The following is a 20,702-nucleotide window of genomic DNA, read 5'->3' as shown; positions in this document are numbered from 1 at the left end:
GCAGTTCGGGCGCGGGCAGCCGCAAAGGCCGCCCGCTCACCAGTAGTCGGCCGCGACCGCCTCAGAGTTCCCGCGCATCGGCGCAGAGTTCAGGACGGGTCCCTCGCACGATCAGCCGCTTCGCGTGGTTGTCGTACGGGCCGCCGTCGAAGTCGCCGTAGCAGCACACGTCGGTGAAGCCGGCAGCCTCGAAGAGCGCGCGCAACTCGGCCGCGCTGTAGAGGAAGGAGGTGATCGACGCCTCCCGCGCCATCCCGTCGCGCACGAGCGTCCAGTCGGTGCGCAGCCGCGTCCAGCTGTCCAGCACGGTGTCGCGCTGCACCACGTACGCGCCGCCGTCGAGCTCGACGACCTGGGGCCGCCCGATCCAGCCCGCGAGGACCTCCTTGCCCATCACGTCGACGAGTAACTGGCCACCCGGTACGAGCGAGTCGTACGCGTTGCGCAGCACCCGCTCGTTGTCGTCCGGGGCGTCGAAGTAGCCGAACGACGTGAAGACGTTCAGCACCACGTCGTACGACCGGGGCTCGACGTGCGTAAGCATGTCCGCCCGCACCAGCCGGACTTCGGCCCCGGCCTCCTCGCACACGGCGCCGGCGCGCTCCAGCATGACCGGACTGAGGTCCACCCCCGTCACCGCGTATCCGCGGCGGGCCAGGGGGACCAGATACACACCGGGTCCGCAGCACAGGTCCAGCACCCGGCTCCCGGGCGGGAACTCCAGCAGCGGCGACTTGGCGACGATGCCCTCCGTCTCCGTACGCCTGCGCCCGGAGAACATGGTCTCGGAGAAGTCCGACCAGAATCCGTCGTCCTCGTACCAGTGCATACAGCTGCAACCTCGATCCAGGTCCGGACGAGCCGCACACCACAGCGCAACGGCCTCGTCAGTGCGGGGCTTCTGCTGCAGTGGTCGGACGGGGATGCCCTGGAGTTCCCGGCGGTTGCCGGTGGTTGTCGGCGGATCGTGTGCGCCGCACGCACTGGGCACCCTCGGGACACCCGGCCGTAAGCGGAGCGTGCCACGCTGCGCCGATGGACATGACGCCGTTGGCGCGCTCGCTGCTGGAACCCGTACCGGCCCACCGGACCGCGGGTGTCGAGGTGCTCCGGGCCGCCGACGGTGCGGCCGAGGTGGCGTCGGACACCCCCGAGGCCGTGACGAACGTCATCGGCTCGCTGCACTCCAGCGGCCTCGTCGCGCTGGTGGACGCGGCGGGTCTGGGAGCGATCATCGCCGCCGCGGCGCGTCCCGAGGATTTTCAGGGGGTCGTGCCCCTGGGAGCTGCCGCTTCCCTGGAGTTCCTCGCTCCGGCGCGCGGGCGGCTCGTGGCCACCTGTCGTCTCACCGACGAGGCTCGGCGCGCTCTGCGTCCGCTCCTCGACGGGCAGACCGACCGGGCCCGGTTCTCCACCGGTGCCGAAGTCACCGACGCCGAGGGGACTTTGGTGTGCCGGGGGACCTTCGACTGGAGTGTCCGGCGGACCGCGCCCCCGGCGACGCGGCACCACCCGGAGTGAGAGAACGAGGTTCCCGGTGCCCGTCGGGGCACCGGGAACCGATCAGGCCTCGGCTCGCTTGCGCACCACGAGCTTCTTCAGGAGCGGCCAGGCCAGCAGCAGCACGATCACCGCGTACACGGTCACCGAGAAGGGCGTGTTGACCAGGCCCGTGACGCTGCCGTCGCTGATCTGCAGAGCGCGCCGGAGCTGCTGTTCGGCGTTGGGGCCGAGGATGACGCCGATGACGGCGGGCAGCACCGGCAGACCGTAGCGTCGCATGCCGAAGCCGATCAGGCCGATGATCAGGAGGATCACCAGGTCGATGACCTCGCCGCCGACCGCGTACGCGCCGACCGCCGCGAAGAACATGATCCCCGCGTACAGGTACGGGCGCGGGATGCGCAGCAGCTTCGCCCACACCGGGGCCAGCGGCAGGTTGAGCGCGAGCAGCAGCACCATGCCGACGAAGAGGGAGGCGATCAGGCCCCACACCAGGTCGGGTTCGCGCTCGAAGAGGAGCGGGCCCGGCTGGATGCCGTACTGCTGGAACGCGGCCAGCATGACCGCCGCGACCGCCGTGGTCGGCAGCCCCAGGGTCAGCATGGACACCAGCGTGCCCGCCGCCGAGGCGGACGCCGCCGACTCCGGTCCCGCCACGCCCTCGATCGCGCCCTTGCCCCAGTCGTCCTTGTGCTTCGACAGGCGCTTCTCCGTCACGTACGACAGGAAGGTGGGGATCTCGGCGCCGCCCGCCGGGATCGCGCCGAACGGGAAACCGATGACCGGTCCGCGCAGCCACGACTTCCAGCTCCGCCGCACATCGGCCTTGCCCAGCCAGGGCAGGCCCACCGGTATGGGCTCGCCCGGACTGCGCCGTAGATGCGCCGCCACCCACAGGGCCTCGCCGATCGCGAAGAGACCGACCGCGACGATCACCACGTCGATACCGTCGGCGAGTTGGAGCGAGCCGAAGGTCAGCCGCTGCTGCCCGGTCATCTGGTCGAGGCCGACCAGCCCGATCGTCAGACCGATCAGCAGGGACGCGAGCCCCCGGATACGGGACGAGCCCAGCACGGACGTCACGGCGATGAACGCGAGCACCATGATGGCGAAGTAGTCCGGCGCACCGATGTCCACCGCCAGTTCGGCGACCGTCGGCGCGAGCATCACCAGCAGAATCGTGCCGATCAGACCGCCCGCGAAGTGGCCGATGGCGGCGGCCGCGAGCGCCTGTGCGCCGCGCCCCGACTTGGCCATCGGGTTGCCCTCCATGGCCGCGACCACAGCCGCGCTCTCGCCCGGCGTGTTCAGCAGGATCGAGGTGGTCGAGCCGCCGAACATCGCGCCGTAGTAGATCCCGGCGAACATGATGAACGCGCCGATCGGGTTCAGGCCGTACGTCACCGGCAGCAGCAGGGCCACCGCCATCGCGGGTCCGATACCGGGCAGCACACCGATCGCCGTGCCGAGCAGCACGCCGATGGCGGCCCACAGCAGGTTGATCGGGGTGAGCGCCGTACCGAACCCGTCCATCAGGGAGTTGAGGGCGTCCATGTCACAGCACTCCCATCAGCGGGCCGCCGGGCAGCGGTACCCCGAGCAGGTTGTTGAAGATCACGTACGTGACGAGGGAGAGCACGGCCGCGATGAGCGGGTCCCTGTCGAAGCGGCGGCTGCCGAGCGCGAAGGCCGCTCCCCAGAAGAGGAGCGCACCCGCGACGGGGAAACCGGCGGGCTCGATGAGAACGGCCGTACCCAGGAACACCCCGGCGAGCAGCAACACCGTGCGCCAGTCGGCCGGTTCGGACAGATCGATGTCCTCGCCGCCCTCGGCCTCGCCACGGCCGCCGCGCAGTACGTCCACGGCGAGCAGGGCGGCGATGACGAGCAGCCCGATGCCGACCACGATGGGCACGGTCTTCGGCCCGACGGGACCGCGCTGGGTTATCTCGACGTCCATGGTGAGCGCGTCGCCCAGCACGAGCGCGCCCAGGGCCAACAGCAGGACGCAGACGCCCAGTTCGGAGTGGTCGCGGAGCCACGAGCGCCGTTCGTCCGTGGGCGGCGTCGGGGAGGCTTCGGTGGTCGGCGTCGTCACAGTCCCAGCTCCTTCAGTACCGAAACCACGCGCTTGTCCTGGGCGTCGAGGAAGTCACCGAACTTCTCGCCGGTGAGGAAGGCGTCGTCCCAGCCGTTCTGCTGCATCGACTTCTGCCACTCGGGGGAGTCGTGCAGCTCCTCGACGAGGCGTACGAGCTTGTCGCGCTCGGCGTCCGACAGGCCGGGCGGGGCCACGATGCCCCGCCAGTTGGTGAAGTCCACGTCGTAGCCGGACTCCTTCAGCGTGGGCGCCTCGGACAGTTCGTCGACCCGCTCCGGACCGGTGACCGCGAGAATCCGCAGCTCGCCCGCCTTGATCTGGTCGAGGTACTCGCCGACACCGGACACCCCGAAGGCGACCTTGTTGCCGAGGATCGAGGCGAGCAGCTCGCCACCGCCGTCGAAGGGTATGTAGTTGACGTCCTTCGGGGCGATACCGGCGGCCTTCGCCATCAGCATGGGCGCGAGATGGTCGGGCCCGCCGGGCGAGGAACCGCCGCCCACCGGCAGCTTGCCCGGGTCCTTCTTCCAGGCCTCGATGAGCTGGTCGATCGTCTTGTACGGGGAGTCCTTGCCGACCACCACGACGTCCTGCTCCTCGGTGAGCCGGGCGATCGGCGTGGTGTCGGCGAGCGTCTTGGGCGCGTCGTTGGAGCGGACCGCGCCCACCACACCGAGGCCCATCGACATGGCGAGCTTGCCGTTGCCGTGCTCGCTCACCAGCCGGCTCAGTCCGACGGTGCCGCCGGCGCCGGGCAGGTTGAACACCTCGATGTTGTGCGTGAGTTCGGCGTCCTCGGCGTTCTTCGCGGCCGTACGGGCCGTGATGTCATAGCCGCCGCCGGGCGTGTTGGGGACCATGAAGCGCAGGCCCGGGATCTGCGTGCCCGTCGCGGAATCGCTGCCCGCCGTGAGCAACGGAGGGCCCACGAGCACGAGCACGGCGGCCCCGAACAGGGCGAGGAGGGTGCGCAGGCGCACGAATGCCACCACCTGTCGGTACGTCGATGAGGTCGGGGGGAAGCCCTGTGGGGAGGGTGACGTGGGCCACATGTTGCCCCTACGCCCGCCGCCTGTCTCTCTTCCGGAACCAACGGAGGTTGTGGTCTTTGTGGCCACCGCCGCCGGTCGTGAGGATACGGCGGGAGTTCTGTCCCGGCTCCATGCTCGCCCCTTTTCCCCGACGTGAGCGGGGTCCATGATGGTGCGACGCCCCGGACGAGCCGCCCAACGCCGTGTCGGCCCGAGAGATTGAGTACGTCGTGGTCGCCACCTTCCGCCGTCAGACCCTCGCGGGCGAGATGCTGGTGCTCCAGCTCGCCATCGTCGTGGTGGTGCTGCTCGCCGTCGCCGCGGTCTCCCTCGCGCAGTCGGAGGCGACCTTCAACCGCGTGGAGGGCCGCCGGGTCGCCGCGCTGGCCGAGCAGCTGGCCGCCAACCCCCTGGTCCGCAGCCAGCTCGTACGGCCCGCGCCGCTGGAGGCACTCGCCCCGCTGGTGAACTCCACACAGACCCAGTCCGGGGTCACCTCCGTGACGGTGACGGACGCCGACGGCCGGATCGTCAGCTCCACGAACGCCACGGCGATCGGCGACCGGCTCGCGCTCGGCGAGGGCGCCGCCGAGGGCCGGGGCTGGTCGGGCTCGCTGACCCTGGACGGCAGCCGCCAGCTCGTGGCCCAGGTGCCGGTACTCGGCGCGACACAGCAGAACCTCGGTCAGTACCTGGGCACGGTGATGATCGGCGAGGCCGACCCGACGGTGTGGCAGCGCCTCAACGGCGCGTCCTCGTACCTGCTCGCCTATCTGGGCATCGCCAGCGGACTCGGCCTGGTGGGCTCCTGGCTGCTGGCCAGACGCGTCAAACGGCAGACCCTCGGGCTGGAGCCCCGCGAGATCGCCGGACTGGCCGAGCACCGCGAGGCGATGCTGTACGGGATCGCCGAGGGCGTGATCGCCCTCGACCCGCAGCACCGGCTCACCCTGGCCAATGACATGGGCCGCCGCCTGCTGGACCTTCCCGAGGACTGCGTGGGCCAGAGCCTGGCCGAACTCGGCATCGAGGGACGGCTGCGGGACGTCCTGGTGGGCGACCGCAAGGGCGCGCCCCACGAGCGCGACGAGGTCGTGATCCGGCACGGCCGGGTGCTGGTGATGAACCGGATGACCGTCACCAAGGACGGCCGCCTGCTCGGCTCGGTCACCACCCTGCGCGACCGCACCGAACTGGCCCGCCTGGAGCGGGAGATCGGCTCCTTCCGCAGCTCCTCCGAACTGCTGCGGGCCCAGGCCCACGAGTTCGCCAACCAGCTGCACACCATCTCCGGGCTGATCGAGATCGGCGAGGAGGACGAAGTCGTGCGCTACATCCGCGCGTTGAACCAGCGCCGCCAGTCGCTGGACGTCACCCTCAGCCGCCGCGTCCGCGACACCGCCGTCGCCGCCCTGCTCATGGCGAAGGCCTCCCTGGCCGCCGAACGGAAGGTCAGCCTGCGGATCTCCGACAGCACCGCGCTCGACCGGCTCGTACCGGAGGACGCCGCCGACGTGGCGACCGTGGTCGGCAACCTCGTCGACAACGCCGTCGACGCCGCGTCCGTCGCAGGGGTCGCCGGGGCCGCGGGTGAGGCGGACGGCCACGAGGCCTGGGTCGAGGTCGAACTGCGCCAAGACGCCTCCAGCGTGGAGATCGTGGTCCGCGACTCCGGCCCCGGTGTCGCCCCGGAACTCGCCCGCGAGGTCTTCCTGCACGGCTTCACCACCAAAGCGGCCCAGGAGGGCGAGCGCGGTATCGGCCTGGCGCTCACCCGGCTGGTCTGCGAGCGTCACGGTGGTGAGATCTCGGTGACCAACACCCCCGAGGGGGCCATGTTCACCGCACGCATGACCGTCAGCCACCTCACCGACGCGGTGGCGGAAGGAGCGGTCCTATGAAGGGGACGAAGGGGATGAAAGGCACGTCCGGCAGGCCGGACACGCCCCGTGGGCCGGGCACGTCCGTCGCGACCGACACGATCGACGTGCTCGTGGTCGACGACGACTTCATGGTGGCCCGCGTCCACCGCACCTTCGTCGAGCGCGTCGAGCCGTTCCGGGTCGTCGGTGTCGCCAACACCGGCGAGCAGGCCGCGCACGCCGTAGACGAACTGCACCCGGACCTCGTCCTGCTCGACCTCTACCTGCCGGACGTCTTCGGCCTCGACGTCATTCCCCGGCTGCGGACCTCCGGCCACGACTGCGACGTCATGGTCATCAGCGCCGCCCGGGAGGCCGACACGGTCCGCGGCGCCGTCCGCCACGGCGTCGTCGACTACCTCCTCAAACCGTTCGAGTTCGAGGACCTGCGCGCCCGCCTGGAGCGCTACGCCGTCCAGCGGGGCCGCCTGCTCGCCACCGTCGTGCACGGCCAGGCCGACGTGGACCGGGTCCTGGCCGGAGCGACCGTCCCGGCCTCCGCCGCCGGCACCCTCCCCAAGGGCATGAGCGTCGAGACCGCCGAACTCATCGAACGCACCCTCCGCACCGCCGAGGGCACCCTCTCCGCCGCCGAGTGCGCCACCCTCGCCGGCATCTCCCGCGTCAGCGCCCGCCGCTACCTGGAACACTTCCACACCGTCGGCAGCGCGGACGTGACGTTGCGCTATGGGGCGGCGGGGCGGCCTGAGCGGCGGTATCGGTTCCAGGGGTAGTCGGTTCCGGAGTGGTGCGTCAGACGGCGACGACCGTGACGCCCGCCTCCTCGAACCGCCGCACCATGTCCCCGCTCACCGCCACGTCCGTGACCAGCGTGTCCACCGACTCGGCCGCGCAGATCCGGGCGAAGGCCCGCTGCCCCAGCTTGCTGGAGTCGGCGGCGACGATCACGCGTTCGGCCCGTTCGCAGAGCAGGCGGTTGATCGCCGCCTCCGCCTCGTCGGCCGCCGCCGCGCCGTGGGTCACGTCGAGGGCGACCACGCCGAGGACGGCCACGTCCAGGGTGATCTGGCCGAGCACGCCGTCGGCGAGGGGGCCGACGAGCTCGTACGACTGGGGGCGGGCGACGCCACCGGTCAGCACGATCTTGAACTGGGGCCGCACCGCCAGCTCGTTGGCGATGTTGAGGGCGTTCGTGACGATCGTCAGGGCGGGCGAGCCGGACGCGAGATCACTGCGCACGGCCAGCGCGCGGGCCACCTCCGTGGTGGTCGTGCCACCGGTCAGCCCGACCGCCTCGCCGGGCGCGACGAGGTCGGCCACCGCCTTCGCGATGCGCTGCTTCTCGGAGGCATGGCGGGCCGTCTTGTAGCGCAGCGGCAGCTCGTACGAGACGCCGTGCACGACCGCGCCTCCCCGGGTGCGTACGAGCATCTGCTGCTCGGCGAGCTGGTCGAAGTCGCGCCGGATCGTGGCCGCCGACACCGCCAGCTCGGCCGCCGCCTCCTCGACATCCAGCCGGCCCCGCTCCACGAGCAGCTCCAGCAGCGCCTGCCAGCGGGCGTCGCGCGACATCCGCACTCTCCGTCCGTCGATCTGCCTATTGATCCGAACGATCCGTGCGTCGCTCCGTGCAGCGGCCGTTCCCTGATCTTTCGGCGACCTTAACGCACACCGTTCACCTCGGAATGCTTGATTGTGCTCGAAAGCTCGCTATATCTTGCAAGAACAAGCATTCCAGCGTGGAGGTCGCGGGCGTGAGCCATGTCGAGAACGAGCTGAAGAGCCAGCCCGAGTGCTGGGCGCGGGCCGCCGGTGAAGCGGCGGACCACGGGGACGTGCTGCCCGCCGCAGGGGAGCGGGTGGCCGTCGTCGGCTGCGGCACGTCGTGGTTCATGGCGCAGGCCTTCGCGGTGCTGCGCGAGCAGGCGGGGCAGGGCGAGACGGACGCCTTCGCCGCCTCCGAGTTCCCGCACGGCCGCTCGTACGACCGGGTGGTCGCCCTCACCCGCTCCGGCACCACGACCGAGGTCCTCGACCTGCTCGGCCGGCTGAAGGGGCGTACGCGGACAGTCGCGATCACCGCTGATCCGCGAACTCCCGTGATGGAAGCGGCGGACGACATCGTCGTGCTCGACTACGCCGATGAGAAGTCCGTGGTGCAGACGAGGTTCGCGACCACCGCGCTCACGCTGCTGCGGGCCCACCTCGGGCTGCACGACGACACCGTCGTCGCCGACGCCCGTACCGCGCTGGCCGAGCCGCTGCCCGAAGGGCTCGTCGACTGCACGCAGTTCACGTTCCTGGGGCGCGGCTGGAGCGTGGGGCTCGCGAACGAGGCCGGGCTCAAGATGCGCGAGGCCTCGCTCGCGTGGACCGAGGCCTATCCGGCGATGGAGTACCGGCACGGGCCGATCAGCGTGACCACCGCGGGAACCGCGACCTGGATGCTCGGCGAGGCACCCGAAGGGCTGGCCCAACAGGTGCGTGACACGGGCGCGTTGTGGGTCGGGGGCAAGCTCGACCCGCTCGCCGAACTCGTCCGTGCCCAGCGCCTCGCCGTGGCCGTGGCCGCGGCCCGGGGCCTCGATCCCGACCGGCCCCGCCACCTCACCCGCTCGGTCGTCCTCACCACACCCTGAAATCGCCACGTCCTGAAGTCGCCACGTCCTCAAATCGCACGTCCTGAAGTCGCCACGTTCTGAAGGGAGAGCCCGTGCCTCTCGCAGCAGCCGGAGAGCTGGTCGCCCGGGCGGCCGCGTCCCGCACCGCCGTCGCGGCGTTCAACGTCATCACGCTGGAACACGTCGAGGCCGTCGTCGCCGGAGCCGAGGTCGCGGAAGCGCCCGTCATCCTCCAAGTCAGCGAGAACGCGGTGAAGTTCCGCGGCGGACGGCTGCTCCCGCTGGCCAACGCCGCGAGCGCCGCCGCCGAACACGCCTCCGTACCCGTCGCGTTGCACCTCGACCACGTCCAGAGCGACGAGCTCCTGCGACAGGCGGCAGGCGCCGGATTCAGCTCAGTCATGTACGACGCGGCCCGTCTCCCGTACGCCGAGAACCTCGCCGCCACCCGGGCCGCCACCGACTGGGCGCATGCCCAAGGGCTGTGGATCGAGGCTGAGTTGGGCGAGGTCGGCGGCAAGACGGGCCAGCCGCCGCTGGACGCCCACGCGGCGGGTGCCCGTACCGATCCGGCCGAGGCACGCGCCTTCGTCGCCGACTCCGGCGTGGACGCCCTGGCCGTGGCCGTCGGCAGCACACACGCCATGACCACCCGCACCGCCGCCCTCGACCACGACCTCCTCAAGCGTCTCGCCGCGGCTCTCGACGTGCCGCTCGTACTGCACGGCTCGTCCGGTGTGCCGGACGCCGAGCTGAGGGCGGCCGTCGCGGGCGGCATCACCAAGGTGAACGTCGGCACCGCTCTGAACATCGCGATGACCGGCGCGATCAGGGACTACCTCACCGCCCATCCCGAGGCGGTCGACTCCCGCAAGTACCTGACCGTGGGACGGGCGGCGATGGCGGAGACGGTGACCCGGATCATCCGAGTCCTGGGCACCACCGGCTGACACCTCAGCCCGCGTCCACGACCTCCACGACCCCCGTGCCGTCCGATTCCTCCGATTCCGATCCCTCCACGAGCTTCTCGAAGAAGAACTCGTGCTTGAGGAAGGACACGTCGTACTCGCTCCCGGGGTACGGCGGGATCAACTGCGCCGCCTGGAACAGCCGCCAGCCGTCCCGCAGGGCGTCCACCCCGGACCTGTACGGGGGTTCGTCACTGTCCCCGGTGGTGGGCGACGTACGCCCCGTGCCGTCGTACACCGACCAGCCGACCACCGGCGAGTCCAGCGCCGACGTGGCGAGATAGAGCACCAGAACCTGCTGACGAATCGTCATGCGACCTCCTCCTGAGGGCGGTTGGAGACACGGGTCACCCAGTGCTCCAGGTCGAAGGACTCGTCGCCGGTCAGGGCCCGCCACAGCAGCACGCGGTTGTAGATCTCCAGCCGGCCGGTGGCGGGCTCGTACCAGGGGAAGGTCGTCGAGAGCTCCTCGGCCACCCGGGGGTCACCGAGGTCCGAGGTGTCCCACAGCCGTCGCTGACGTACGGCCGGATTGAAGCGGATCTTGAACATGTACCGCACCGCGTCGCTGTCGTTGCGCCGCCCGCCGTGCCAGAGGCCGTGGTGCAGAAACACCACGGTTCCTGCCGGGCAGACGAGCCGGGACTGGCCGAGCAGGTTCTGGTAGCGGCCGGTGTCCGTTTCGTTCGTGCGCCGCAGATGGCTGCCCGGCACGCTGAGGGTGCCGCCCATGTCGAGGGTCACGTCCTGCGGGTAGTACATCAGCTGGACGTCGAAGGCATCGGTGCGGACGTCGATGATCGCGTCACCGTGCAGCGGTTGCGCCGACCCCTCCCTGGGCTCGCGGACGTGCACCGCGTGATGGTCGACGCGCGGATCCGGGCCGACGAGGCTGCGCAGAGCCCCGGCCACCGCCGGGATGTCGAGGAGCCGCCGGGCGAAGGAGTCCTCGGGATAGGCGTCCGCCACCGCGCTGCCGTAGGGCACGCCCGGGACACCCCGCCCCAGGAACCCGATCGCCTCGGCGTTCATTTCCGCCGGCACCACCGCGTCGAGGCGCAACGAACCGTGGGCCACGAAATGCGCCATCCGCACCGAGCTCAACAGCGGAGGGACAGGGGGAGAGGCAGAGGCAGCGGGAGGGAGAGGCGGCGGGGGATGCTCGGGATTCGTCATGGTCCGAACGTACGGAGCGGGGCCCGTCCGGCGCGTTGGCCCGTTTCACCACCGCTGGTAGTTTTTCACCATGCGGGAGACGGAGATCCACCTCGGGGAGCCGCCCGTCGTCGCCAACGCGGGCGTCGGCGTGCACGGCGTCGCGAGCCGTACGGACGTCTTCCGGCTGCCGGAGCTGTGGCAACTGCACCTGTACCAGTACGAGGCCGAGCTGACCGTCGACGGAACGGCGCACGCCATCCGCCCCGGCCGGGTCAGCCTCGTACCGCCCGGCACGACGGTCCGTTACCGCTACCGGGGCCGCTCCGAGCACCTGTACGCGCATCTGCGCATCGCCCCCACCGGGTCACCGCGCACCGTGCCCGTGATGCAGGACGCCGGACCCGAACTGCCCATGCTGACCGGACTGTTGCTCCAGGCGGTCGCCTCCGTGCCGGGTGAGCCGGAGCGCACCCGGGCGGAGATCTGGACGGCCCTGTGGCGCATCGCCCATCTCGCCCCGGCGGCCGAACGGCCAGGACCGCACCCCGCCGTCACCGCCGCGATCGCCTACGTCGAGGCGAACCTCGCCGCCCCGCTCACCGTGCCCGCCGTGGCCCACGCCGCAGGCGTCTCGCACAACCACCTGACCCGGCTCTTCCGCGCCACCACGGGCGGCACCGTCGTCGCGTACATCCGGCGCCGCAGGCTCGACCGCGCCCACCACCTGCTGCGGGCCTCGACCCTGTCGATCCCGGCGGTCGCCGCGTCGGTCGGCATCCCCGACCTGCAGGCCTTCAACAAGGCGTGCCGACGCGAACTGGGAGCGTCCCCGCGAGCCCTGCGCGGCGAGACGAGCGCCGCCTGAACCTCACCGGACACCTGAGAACGACCCTCAGGACTCCGCGGACTCCTTGACGGCCTTCAGAACCACGAACTTCGCGTCGCTCGCGACCAGTTGGCTGTTGCCGAACAGCCGCCGCAGCTTCACGTGGTAGCCCAGATGACGGTTGCCGACCACCCACAGCTCGCCGCCCGGCCGCAGCGCCCGGCGCGCCCCGGTGAACATCCGCCAGGCGGTGGCGTCGGACGTCGCCTGGTGCGAGTGGAAGGGCGGATTGTTCAGCACGAGGTCGACGCTCGCGTCCGGAACGCCCTCCAGCCCGTCGCCGACGCGGAACTCCGCCTTGCCGTACTCCACCGTGTCGTCGGTGTTCGCCCAGTACGTCGCCTCCGCCGAGGTCACCGCCTGGTACGACTCGTCAAGGAACAGCGTCTCGGCCCGGGGCCGCGCCAGCGCCATCGCCGTACCGACGACTCCGTTGCCGCAGCCCAGGTCCACGACGCGCTCGGCCCCGCCCTCGTACGGAAGGTGCTGGAGGAAGAACCTGGTGCCGATGTCGAGGCGCTCGGCGCAGAAGACGCCCGCGTGGTTGACGACCCTACGGCCGGAGGCGGGACCGATTCCGTCGGGCAGCGTGTAGCTGTGCGGCCACGGATTGGCCGGTCTGGTGATCCCCGGATTCGGTGTGCAGAAGATCAGCCGGGCCTTCTTCTCGGCCAGCGAGGTCCGGGTGGGGCCGATGATCCGCTCGAACAGCTTCAGCGTGGAGGTGTGGATCTCCTTCACCATGCCGGTGCCGATGACGACCGTCCCCTCGTGCACGGAGGGCGCCAGGCGCAGCAGCTGGTCCTCAAGGAGCGCGAGGCTCTTCGGCACCCGCACCAGCAGCACGTCGACGCGCTCGACCGGCGGATCCTGGGTGGTGAGGAGGCGTACGGAGTCCTGGTCCGCGCCGTTGCGCGCCAGATTCGCGCGGGTCGCCTCCCGGGTGAGGAACGAGTCGGTGATCTGCACCGGCCGGTGGGCCCCGAGGGCCGTGGTGAGGGCGCCCCACCGGTCGCCGACCACGACCACCGTGCCGTCGAGTGCCTGGTCGCATTCCGCGAGATGCTTCAGCAGATACTCGTCGGAGGCGTCCCACGCACGGAGCTGGTCACGGGAGTCCTCGGGGAAGCGGGCCAGCTGCAGCTCGGCCGAGGGGGTCGTCATACGGTCGGTCATTGGGTCCAGGCTATCCGAGGCGCAGCTCAGGGGGTTTCCGGCGTCCGTCCGAGCGCGTGCGCGAGGATGGAGGCCATGGACGCCGAGCTGTTTCCCCGGGCCCGTACGGAGATCGCGCCGGGCGCCGTGCACCTGCCGGACTGGCTGACCGCCGAGCGCCAGAGCGAGCTTCTCGACGCCTGCCGCGCCTGGGCACGCCCGCCCGCGGGGCTGCGCACGGTTCGCACACCGGGCGGCGGCACGATGACGTCCAGGCAGGTCTGCCTCGGCTGGCACTGGTACCCGTACGGCTATGCGCGCACGGTCGTCGACGGGGACGGGGCGCCGGTGAAGGAGTTCCCCGAGTGGCTGGGGGAGCTGGGCCGCCGCGCGGCCACCGACGCGCTGGGACCGGAGGCGGCCACGGCGGCGGCGTACGACATCGCGCTGATCAATTTCTACGACGCCGACGCCCGCATGGGGATGCACCGCGACAGCGACGAGAAGTCCGACGCTCCGGTGGTGTCGCTGAGCCTCGGCGACACCTGCGTCTTCCGCTTCGGCAACACCGAGTCGCGGACCCGCCCCTACACGGACGTGGAACTGCGCAGCGGCGACCTGTTCGTGTTCGGCGGGGCCGCCCGGCTCGCGTACCACGGGGTGCCGCGCGTGCACGCGGGCACGGCGCCACCCGAGTTGGGCCTGACCGGGCGCCTGAACGTCACGCTGCGGGTGAGCGGCCTCTAGACCGGCGGGTTCATCCGGCTCGTCCGGTTCGTTCGGGTCGTTGCCCTGGCCACGGGACGACCGGATCATGGGAGACTCGCCCTCATGAGCGGCAATGCGGCCCCCAGAGCGGCGGGAGAAGGAAGCACCAGGACACGCCTGGACCGGGGAAGGGGTGCGCTCGGGCCCGCCCTGGAACTCGTGCACACCGGACGCGCGCCCACGCGGGCCGTACTCACCGCCGAACTCGGCGTCACACGGGCGACGGCAGGCGCGGTCGCCGCCGAGCTCGAAGCGCTCGGGCTGATCCACGTCGACGCGCGCCCCGGCGCCGCCGCCGGTTCGCAGGGCCGCCCCTCGCACCGTCTCGAACTCGCCGAGGACGGCCCCGTGGCCCTCGCCGCCCAGGTGCACGCCGACGGCTTCCGCGCGGCCCTGGTCGGCCTCGGAGGCCGTCTCGTCGCGACCGCCCCCGGCTGCGAGACCGTCGACGCCGACCCGGCCAAGGTGCTCGGCTCTGTCGTCGAGGCGGGCGCCGAACTGCTCCGGCAGACGGGACGCCGCTGCGTGGGCGCGGGCCTCGCCGTACCGTCGGCTGTCGCCGAACCCGAGGGCACCGCCCTCAACCCCCTCCACCTGGCCTGGCCTGCGGGCGCACCCGTACGGGAGATCTTCGCGGAGCGCGTCCGCGCGGCCGGGATCACCGGACCGGCGTTCGCGGCCAACGACGTCAACCTCGCCGCACTCGCCGAGCACCGGCACGGCGCGGGCCGCGGCTCACGCGACCTGCTGTGCGTGGCGACCGGACACCGGGGAGTCGGCGGCGCGCTCGTCCTCGACGGGCGTCTGCACATGGGCAGTTCGGGGCTCGCGCTGGAGGTCGGACACCTCACCGTCAATCCGGAGGGGCGCCCCTGCCACTGCGGCAGCCGCGGCTGCCTGGACGTCGAGGCGGACCCGCTGGCGTTCCTGACGGCGGCGGGCCGCGACCCCGGCCCCGAGGTGTCGCTGCTCCAGCAGTCCAACGACCTGATCCGCAACCAGTACGCCGACCCGACCGTACGCACGGCCGTCCAAGCCCTCATCGACCGGCTGGGCCTGGGCCTCGCGGGCCTGGTCAACATCCTCAACCCGGACCGCATCATCCTCGGCGGACTGCACCGAACCCTCCTCGACGCGGACCCCGAGCGGCTGCGCGCGGTGGTGGCCGACCGGAGCCTGTGGGGCCAGAGCGGCGGCGTCCCGATCCTCGCCTGCACACTGGACCACAACAGCCTGGTGGGAGCGGCCGAGTTGGCCTGGCAGCCGGTTCTCGACGACCCGATCGCGGCGCTGGCCCAGGTCTGAGACCGCGGCAGCCCGGGGCCACCGGGCGCCGGCCGTCGTTCACCACTGCCGCCCCCGCCGGAGCCGGTCACGCTCCGGCGCCGAGAGATGCAGCACCCGGTACACCTCACCGGCCGCCTTGGGCGAGTCATGGGCCCAGAGCGAGAAATGCACGACCTCCCAGTGACGCGGATCGACGGCGACAGCGGCACCGACGACCCCGTCCAGCGAGGCCAGCCGCCCGGTCACCCGCATCGCCTCCTCCGTCACCTCGGCGAGCGGCACGCCCTCCGGAATGCTCACGCGCCGACGCACCGCGACCTCGGGCGTGGCACCGGCGGCGCCCCCGTCCTCGTACGCGAGACCCGTCCAGTGCTGCACCACCGGGCGCCCGAAGTCGTTCACCAGGCCCTGGAATCCGGGCCCCCAGAGGAAGGAGTTCATGCCCTCGGGCGTGTGCCACAGATAGAACGGCGCGTACTGGTTGACCTGTGAGCCGTCCACTCCGCGTTCGCGCAGCAGGTAGGCCTTGAGGCCGAGTCCGTCCCAGTCGTCGAGCAGGTGTCCGACGCGGGCCACCCGGCCGCGGATGATGTCCATGTCGTAGTCGGCGGGCATGGTTATCTCGTACTGCATGGCGTGCATCGATGCCTCCAACGGCTGACGGCCCACGGCTAACGGCTGACGGCTTTACGGTTCTGCGGCTGCAACCGGCTCTAGGCGTCCGTACGCGCAGGGGAGTTGAGGGCGAGCAGCGACAGCAGCCCACGAACTCCCGCGTCGAAGGCGGCCGTCGAGCCGGACGCCCGGGCCAGGACGTACCCGCCCTGGACCGTGGCGACGATCGTCGCGGCGATCTCCTCGCCGTCCAGCGAGGGCGCGAACTCGCCCCGCTCCTGGCCCTCCTCGACGAGCCCCGCGAGCCGCTCGCGCAGCCAGTCCAGCGTCTCGTCGACGGGCGCTCGCAGTTCCTCACTCGCGATGACGTCCGGGTCCATGGTCAGCCGCCCGATCGGGCAGCCGCGCAGCACATCGCGCTCGCGGCGCAGATACGCCTCGACACGCTCGTACGGAGAACCGTGGCCGCCGAGTACTCCCTCGGCGGTAGCGCGCATCTCCTCGGCCGTACGCCGGATCGCGGCGAGCGCCAGATCGGGCTTGCCCGCGAAGTGGTGGTACATGCTGCCCTGGCCCGCCCCGGCCTGCTGCTGGATCGCCTTCGGGCTCGTGCCCACGTACCCCCGCTCCCACAACAGCTCGCGCGTGGCCTCGATCAACCGCTCCGGAGTGCTCATGAAATCACTGTACATACTAGTAGGTACAGAATCGAGGGAGTAATCAAGGGAGTACTCGAGGGAGCGAGGGCGTAGCCGAGGGAGCAGCGGAGCACCCCGTTCCTACTCCCGCGGAGGTACGCGTACTGCCGCTGGCCGTACGACGACCCGGACCCCCTCCCGGCGCGAGTCTCGAAGCATCACCGGAACACCCACCGAGGAGATGACTTCAGATGCAGACCCTGGCGCACTGGGACGGCGGGCCCGGCCCGTGGATCCTTCTCTTCCCGCTGATCTGGGCGGCCGTCGTGATCGGCGTCGTGACCGTCCTGCGCCGTACGGTGTGGCGCGGCCGTCGTGGCCCGTGGCGCGGCATGGACCGCACCGCGGCGGACGTCCGCCCGACCGGCGACTCGCCGATCGCGATGCTCGGCCGGCGCTTCGCCTCCGGCGAGATCGACGAGGACGAGTACTGGCGTCGGCTCTCCGTCCTGGACGAGCAGTTCGGACGCATCGACTTCGGTCGTACGGGTCCGGGTACGGGCAAGGGCGGTGCGGCATGAGCACCGCGACCGCCACGAAGGCCACGCGGACCGCGGCACGTGTCGCCGACGCCGTGAAGGTGTACGGCAGCGGCGACACCGCCGTCCGGGCCCTGGACGGGGTGAGCGTCACCTTTCGGGCCGGACGCTTCACCGCGATCATGGGGCCCTCGGGCTCCGGCAAGTCCACCCTGATGCACTGCGCGGCCGGCCTGGACACCCTCACCTCGGGCGCCGCGTTCATCGGCGACACCGAGCTGAGCAGCCTCGACGACCGCCGCCTCACACTGCTGCGCCGCGACCGCATCGGCTTCGTCTTCCAGGCGTTCAACCTGGTCCCGACGCTGACCGTCGCGGAGAACATCACGCTGCCCATGGACCTCGCGGGCGGCTGGGGCGACGCCTCGGCGCAGGAGTGGATCGACGCGCTGGTCGACGTCGTCGGACTGCGCGACCGGCTGCACCACCGGCCCTCCGAACTCTCCGGCGGCCAGCAGCAACGCGTCGCCGTGGCAAGGGCGTTTGCCGGACAGCCGGACGTCGTGTTCGCCGACGAGCCGACCGGCAACCTCGACTCGCACTCCGGCGAGGAGGTCCTGAACCTCCTCGGCCGGGCCGTACGCCAGATGGACCGCACGGTCGTCATGGTCACCCACGACCCGGTCGCCGCCGCACACGCCGACGAGGTCGTCTTCCTCGCCGACGGCCGCCTCGTCGACCGGATGGAAGCCCCCACGGCCGACAAGGTCCTGGACCGCATGAAGGCCTTCGACAGCAAGGGAGCGCCGCCGTCATGAACGCCGTCGACAGCAACAGCGAGGGAGCGCAGTCGTCGTGAACGCCTCCGTGCGCATCAGCGTCTCGTCCCTGCGCGCCCACAAGCGCCGCTTCGCCGGTACGTTCCTGGCGGTGCTCCTCGGCGTCGCCTTCCTGGCCGGCACCCTCGTCATGGGCGACACCCTGCGCGCCAGCTTCGACACGATGTTCGGCAACGCCACGAGCGGCACCGACGCCGTCGTCCGCAGCGCCGGCACCATCACCACGCCGGGCGAGAGCCAGGGCGTACGGCAGCCCGTCGACACCGGCCTGGTGACGGCCGTCGAGAAGGCACCCGGAGTCGCGGCCGCCGAGCCCGACATCCAGGGCGCGGGCCAGCTCGTCGGCGCCAACGGCAAGCCCATCGGCGGCCAGGGCCCGCCCACCCTCGCGGGCAACTGGATCGACGACCCGAAGCTCAACTCGTACCAACTGGCCGAAGGCCGCGCCCCGTCGAAGTCCGGCGAGGTCGTCGTCAACCGGGGCGCCGCCGAGAAGGGCGACCTGAAGATCGGCGACACGACCACCCTGCGGACCCCCGACCCGGTCAAGGTCACGATCGTCGGCCTCGCGACCTTCGGCGGCGAGGACGGCATGGCCCAGGTGACCTACACCGGCATGACCCGCTCCGACGCCGAGAAGTACCTGACCGCGAAGCCCGGTGAGGCCGCGAGCATCCTGGTGCGGGCCGGGCCCGGCACCGGTCAGCAGGAACTCGTCGACGCCCTGACTCCCGTACTGCCCAAGGGAGTTGAGGCGATCACCGGCCAGGAGCTGGCCGAGGAGAACACGGACATGATCTCCGGACAGTTCCTGTCGCTCTTCACCACCTTCCTGCTGGTGTTCTCCGGTGTGGCGCTGCTGGTCGCGACCTTCTCCATCCACAACACCTTCGCGATCGTCGTCGCCCAACGAACCCGCGAGAACGCGTTGTTGCGCGCCCTCGGTGCCTCACGCCGGCAGGTGACCGCGTCGACGCTGGTCGAGGCGAGCGTCGTCGCCGTGGTCGCGTCCGCCGCCGGTCTCGCGGGCGGCATCGGCATCGCGGCCGGACTCCAGGCGCTGTTCCCGGCCATCGGATTCCCGTTCCCCGAGGGCGACTTGGTGATCAGCGGGCTGTCCATGATCCTGCCGCTCGCGGTCGGCATAGTGGTCTGCCTCGGCTCCGCGCTGCTGCCCGCCGTACGCGCCGGGCGCACCGCGCCACTGGCAGCCCTGCGGGAGACGGCCGTCGACCAGTCCGGCGCGTCCCGCACCCGTGCCGTCGTGGGCTCCGCTCTCGCCGCGCTGGCGGTCGCCGTCACGCTGACCGGCGTCATCGTCAGCCCGTCCCTGTGGCTCGCGGGAAGCGGCGCGATCCTGGCGCTCGCCGCCTTCGTGGTGCTCGGCCCGGTCGCCTCGACCACCGCCGTACGCGTCCTCGGCAGCCCGCTCGACAAGCTGCGCGGAGTCACCGGCGGACTGGCCAGGCGCAACGCCCTGCGCAGCCCCAAGCGGACCGCCGCCACCGCGAGCGCGCTGATGATCGGCGTCGCCGTCGTCTCGCTGTTCACCGTCTTCGGCGCCTCGCTGAAGGCGACCATGGACCAGACGGTGTCCCGGTCCTTCGCGGGCGACGTCGCGGTGAGCACCCCGTCGTTCGGCGCTGGCGGCAGTGGACTGAGCCCGCGGCTCGCCCCCGCGATCGCGGAGCGGCCCGAGGTCGACACGGCGGTCGGACTCGGCCGCGGGGTCGCCGAAGTCGAGGGCGAGGGGCGGGCGTTGACCGTCACCGACCCGGTCGCGCTGGAGCGCACCTTCGACCTCGGCAACGTCCAGGGCTCGATGGGCGACCTCGGCGACGACGGCATCGCCATCACCGGGAGCGAGGCCGACAAGCTGGGCCTCAAGACCGGTGACACCGCCCAACTGGCCTTCACCGACGGCCAGAAGCAGACCTTCACGGTCCGCGCGGTCTACGGCCGGTCGGAGCTGGCAGGCGACTACGTCATCACCCGCGACGCCTGGGCCCCGCACCGCACCCAGGACTCCGACACGCTCGTGGCCGTCACCTTCAAGGACGGCGTGAGCTCGGCCGACGGCAAGGCGGCGGTCGAGAAGGTCGCGACGGCGTACGGCAATCCGGAGGTGCAGACCCGCGACGAGTACGCGCAGTCCTCGGCCGGCGGCATCGACATGATGCTCACCCTGGTCTACGCGCTCCTCGCGCTCGCGGTGCTCATCGCACTGCTCGGCATCGCCAACACGCTGACCCTCGCGGTCCACGAACGCACCCGCGAACTCGGCCTGTTGAGGGCCGTCGGGCAGACCAGGGCGCAGCTGCGGGCCATGGTCCGCTGGGAGTCCGTGCTGGTCGCTGCCTTCGGCACCGTGGGCGGACTCGCACTCGGCGGGTTCCTCGGCTGGGTGCTCGTCAAGGCGTCCGACGGAGCGTCCGACAGCGCCTTCGCCTTCGCGATGCCGCCGTTCCAGCTCACCGTGGTGGCCCTCGTGGGGGTCGCGGCCGGAGCCCTGGCGGGCCTGCGCCCGGCCCGGCGGGCGGCGCGCCTCGACGTACTGCGCGCCATCGCCACCGAGTAGACGGGCGGGCGTGCCCTCGCCGCCGAGTGGACGGACGGGTGCGCCCTCGCCACCGAGTGGACCGAACAGCGGGCCTTCGCCACCGAGCGGCGGACCTTCGCCACCCATCGGCGCAGGAGGCCCCGGTCACCG

The 20,702-nt window shown here is 71.5% G+C and carries 21 protein-coding genes; 11 read left to right on the top strand and 10 right to left on the bottom strand.

The features are described 5' to 3' along the window. Positions 1-61: 61 nt before the first annotated feature. Entirely contained in the window at positions 62-829 is a 768-nt protein-coding gene (locus tag ACN20J_RS07230) for a class I SAM-dependent methyltransferase (RefSeq protein WP_419665534.1), read from the bottom strand. A 206-nt stretch (positions 830-1,035) separates the two neighbouring features. Here ACN20J_RS07230 and ACN20J_RS07225 point away from each other — a divergent pair, with 206 nt between their 5' ends. After that, positions 1,036-1,521: a PaaI family thioesterase gene (locus tag ACN20J_RS07225; protein ID WP_419665533.1), complete on the top strand. Its 486-nt coding sequence runs from the start codon at positions 1,036-1,038 to the stop codon at positions 1,519-1,521. 42 nt (positions 1,522-1,563) lie between these two features. Here ACN20J_RS07225 and ACN20J_RS07220 read toward each other — a convergent pair whose 3' ends face one another. Genes ACN20J_RS07220 through ACN20J_RS07210 form a run of 3 tightly spaced genes read right to left on the bottom strand, consistent with a single transcriptional unit; the run spans position 1,564 to position 4,584 of the window. Next, positions 1,564-3,057 carry a tripartite tricarboxylate transporter permease gene (locus ACN20J_RS07220; protein WP_189838661.1) on the bottom strand — a complete coding sequence of 498 codons (1,494 nt, stop codon included), beginning with the start codon at positions 3,055-3,057 and terminating at the stop codon, positions 1,564-1,566. A 1-nt stretch (position 3,058) separates the two neighbouring features. After that, a complete protein-coding gene (locus ACN20J_RS07215) occupies positions 3,059-3,601 on the bottom strand; it encodes a tripartite tricarboxylate transporter TctB family protein (RefSeq protein ID WP_361889817.1) in 543 nt (180 codons plus the stop codon). After that, positions 3,598-4,584, bottom strand: a complete 987-nt coding sequence (locus ACN20J_RS07210) for a Bug family tripartite tricarboxylate transporter substrate binding protein (protein ID WP_189839182.1) — start codon at positions 4,582-4,584, stop codon at positions 3,598-3,600. The genes ACN20J_RS07215 and ACN20J_RS07210 overlap by 4 nt, the downstream gene beginning before the upstream one ends. 281 nt (positions 4,585-4,865) lie before the next feature. Between ACN20J_RS07210 and ACN20J_RS07205 the strand changes: the two genes are divergently transcribed. After that, complete coding sequence (locus tag ACN20J_RS07205; RefSeq protein ID WP_189838663.1) at positions 4,866-6,536, top strand: sensor histidine kinase; 1,671 nt, start codon at positions 4,866-4,868, stop codon at positions 6,534-6,536. A gap of 14 nt (positions 6,537-6,550) precedes the next feature. Beyond that, positions 6,551-7,291, top strand: a complete 741-nt coding sequence (locus ACN20J_RS07200; protein ID WP_419668847.1) for a response regulator — start codon at positions 6,551-6,553, stop codon at positions 7,289-7,291. Positions 7,292-7,310: 19 nt separating this feature from the next. On the opposite strand, the gene ACN20J_RS07195 is transcribed toward ACN20J_RS07200, so the two are convergent. Beyond that, complete coding sequence (locus tag ACN20J_RS07195) at positions 7,311-8,090, bottom strand: DeoR/GlpR family DNA-binding transcription regulator (RefSeq protein WP_189838664.1); 780 nt, start codon at positions 8,088-8,090, stop codon at positions 7,311-7,313. 182 nt (positions 8,091-8,272) lie between these two features. Here ACN20J_RS07195 and ACN20J_RS07190 point away from each other — a divergent pair, with 182 nt between their 5' ends. Both ACN20J_RS07190 and ACN20J_RS07185 read left to right on the top strand, forming a co-directional pair. Continuing rightward, the gene (locus ACN20J_RS07190) at positions 8,273-9,157 is read left to right on the top strand and encodes an SIS domain-containing protein (RefSeq protein WP_189838665.1); all 885 of its coding nucleotides are present in this window, start codon (positions 8,273-8,275) and stop codon (positions 9,155-9,157) included. Positions 9,158-9,231: 74 nt separating this feature from the next. Further along, positions 9,232-10,089 carry a class II fructose-bisphosphate aldolase gene (locus tag ACN20J_RS07185; RefSeq protein WP_189838666.1) on the top strand — a complete coding sequence of 286 codons (858 nt, stop codon included), beginning with the start codon at positions 9,232-9,234 and terminating at the stop codon, positions 10,087-10,089. A 4-nt stretch (positions 10,090-10,093) separates the two neighbouring features. Here ACN20J_RS07185 and ACN20J_RS07180 read toward each other — a convergent pair whose 3' ends face one another. Together ACN20J_RS07180 and ACN20J_RS07175 are read right to left on the bottom strand one after the other, a co-directional pair. Continuing rightward, the gene (locus ACN20J_RS07180) at positions 10,094-10,414 is read right to left on the bottom strand and encodes a hypothetical protein (protein ID WP_213089850.1); all 321 of its coding nucleotides are present in this window, start codon (positions 10,412-10,414) and stop codon (positions 10,094-10,096) included. A gap of 2 nt (positions 10,415-10,416) precedes the next feature. Continuing rightward, entirely contained in the window at positions 10,417-11,196 is a 780-nt protein-coding gene (locus tag ACN20J_RS07175; protein WP_259333437.1) for a phytanoyl-CoA dioxygenase family protein, read from the bottom strand. Between the two features lie 157 nt (positions 11,197-11,353). Between ACN20J_RS07175 and ACN20J_RS07170 the strand changes: the two genes are divergently transcribed. Beyond that, entirely contained in the window at positions 11,354-12,130 is a 777-nt protein-coding gene (locus ACN20J_RS07170) for an AraC family transcriptional regulator (protein ID WP_189838669.1), read from the top strand. Positions 12,131-12,157: 27 nt separating this feature from the next. On the opposite strand, the gene ACN20J_RS07165 is transcribed toward ACN20J_RS07170, so the two are convergent. Further along, positions 12,158-13,327, bottom strand: coding sequence for a methyltransferase (locus ACN20J_RS07165; protein ID WP_246575097.1), 1,170 nt, complete (start codon positions 13,325-13,327; stop codon positions 12,158-12,160). Between the two features lie 75 nt (positions 13,328-13,402). On the opposite strand from ACN20J_RS07165, the gene ACN20J_RS07160 reads away from it, so the two are divergent. Continuing rightward, a complete protein-coding gene (locus ACN20J_RS07160) occupies positions 13,403-14,053 on the top strand; it encodes an alpha-ketoglutarate-dependent dioxygenase AlkB family protein (RefSeq protein WP_419665532.1) in 651 nt (216 codons plus the stop codon). A gap of 84 nt (positions 14,054-14,137) precedes the next feature. Further along, a complete protein-coding gene (locus ACN20J_RS07155; protein WP_189838671.1) occupies positions 14,138-15,379 on the top strand; it encodes an ROK family protein in 1,242 nt (413 codons plus the stop codon). Positions 15,380-15,418: 39 nt separating this feature from the next. Here the strand turns inward: ACN20J_RS07155 and ACN20J_RS07150 are convergent, their stop codons facing one another. Further along, on the bottom strand, positions 15,419-16,003 hold the full coding sequence (locus tag ACN20J_RS07150) for a DUF4865 family protein (RefSeq protein ID WP_189838672.1): 585 nt from the start codon (positions 16,001-16,003) through the stop codon (positions 15,419-15,421). Between the two features lie 71 nt (positions 16,004-16,074). Then, on the bottom strand, positions 16,075-16,668 hold the full coding sequence (locus ACN20J_RS07145; RefSeq protein ID WP_189838673.1) for a TetR/AcrR family transcriptional regulator: 594 nt from the start codon (positions 16,666-16,668) through the stop codon (positions 16,075-16,077). A 197-nt stretch (positions 16,669-16,865) separates the two neighbouring features. Between ACN20J_RS07145 and ACN20J_RS07140 the strand changes: the two genes are divergently transcribed. Genes ACN20J_RS07140 through ACN20J_RS07130 form a run of 3 tightly spaced genes read left to right on the top strand, consistent with a single transcriptional unit; the run spans position 16,866 to position 20,570 of the window. Further along, the gene (locus tag ACN20J_RS07140; protein WP_189838674.1) at positions 16,866-17,195 is read left to right on the top strand and encodes an SHOCT domain-containing protein; all 330 of its coding nucleotides are present in this window, start codon (positions 16,866-16,868) and stop codon (positions 17,193-17,195) included. After that, complete coding sequence (locus ACN20J_RS07135; RefSeq protein WP_189838675.1) at positions 17,192-17,971, top strand: ABC transporter ATP-binding protein; 780 nt, start codon at positions 17,192-17,194, stop codon at positions 17,969-17,971. The genes ACN20J_RS07140 and ACN20J_RS07135 overlap by 4 nt, the downstream gene beginning before the upstream one ends. Positions 17,972-18,008: 37 nt before the next feature. Next, positions 18,009-20,570, top strand: coding sequence for an ABC transporter permease (locus tag ACN20J_RS07130; protein WP_189838676.1), 2,562 nt, complete (start codon positions 18,009-18,011; stop codon positions 20,568-20,570). The last annotated feature ends 132 nt before the right edge of the window (positions 20,571-20,702 follow it).

Source organism: Streptomyces sp. 2-1, assembly GCF_048564895.1.
Taxonomy (GTDB): domain Bacteria; phylum Actinomycetota; class Actinomycetes; order Streptomycetales; family Streptomycetaceae; genus Streptomyces; species Streptomyces phaeochromogenes.
Note: the sequence above shows the minus strand (reverse complement) of the source record. Positions and strands in the feature narration are given on the sequence as shown.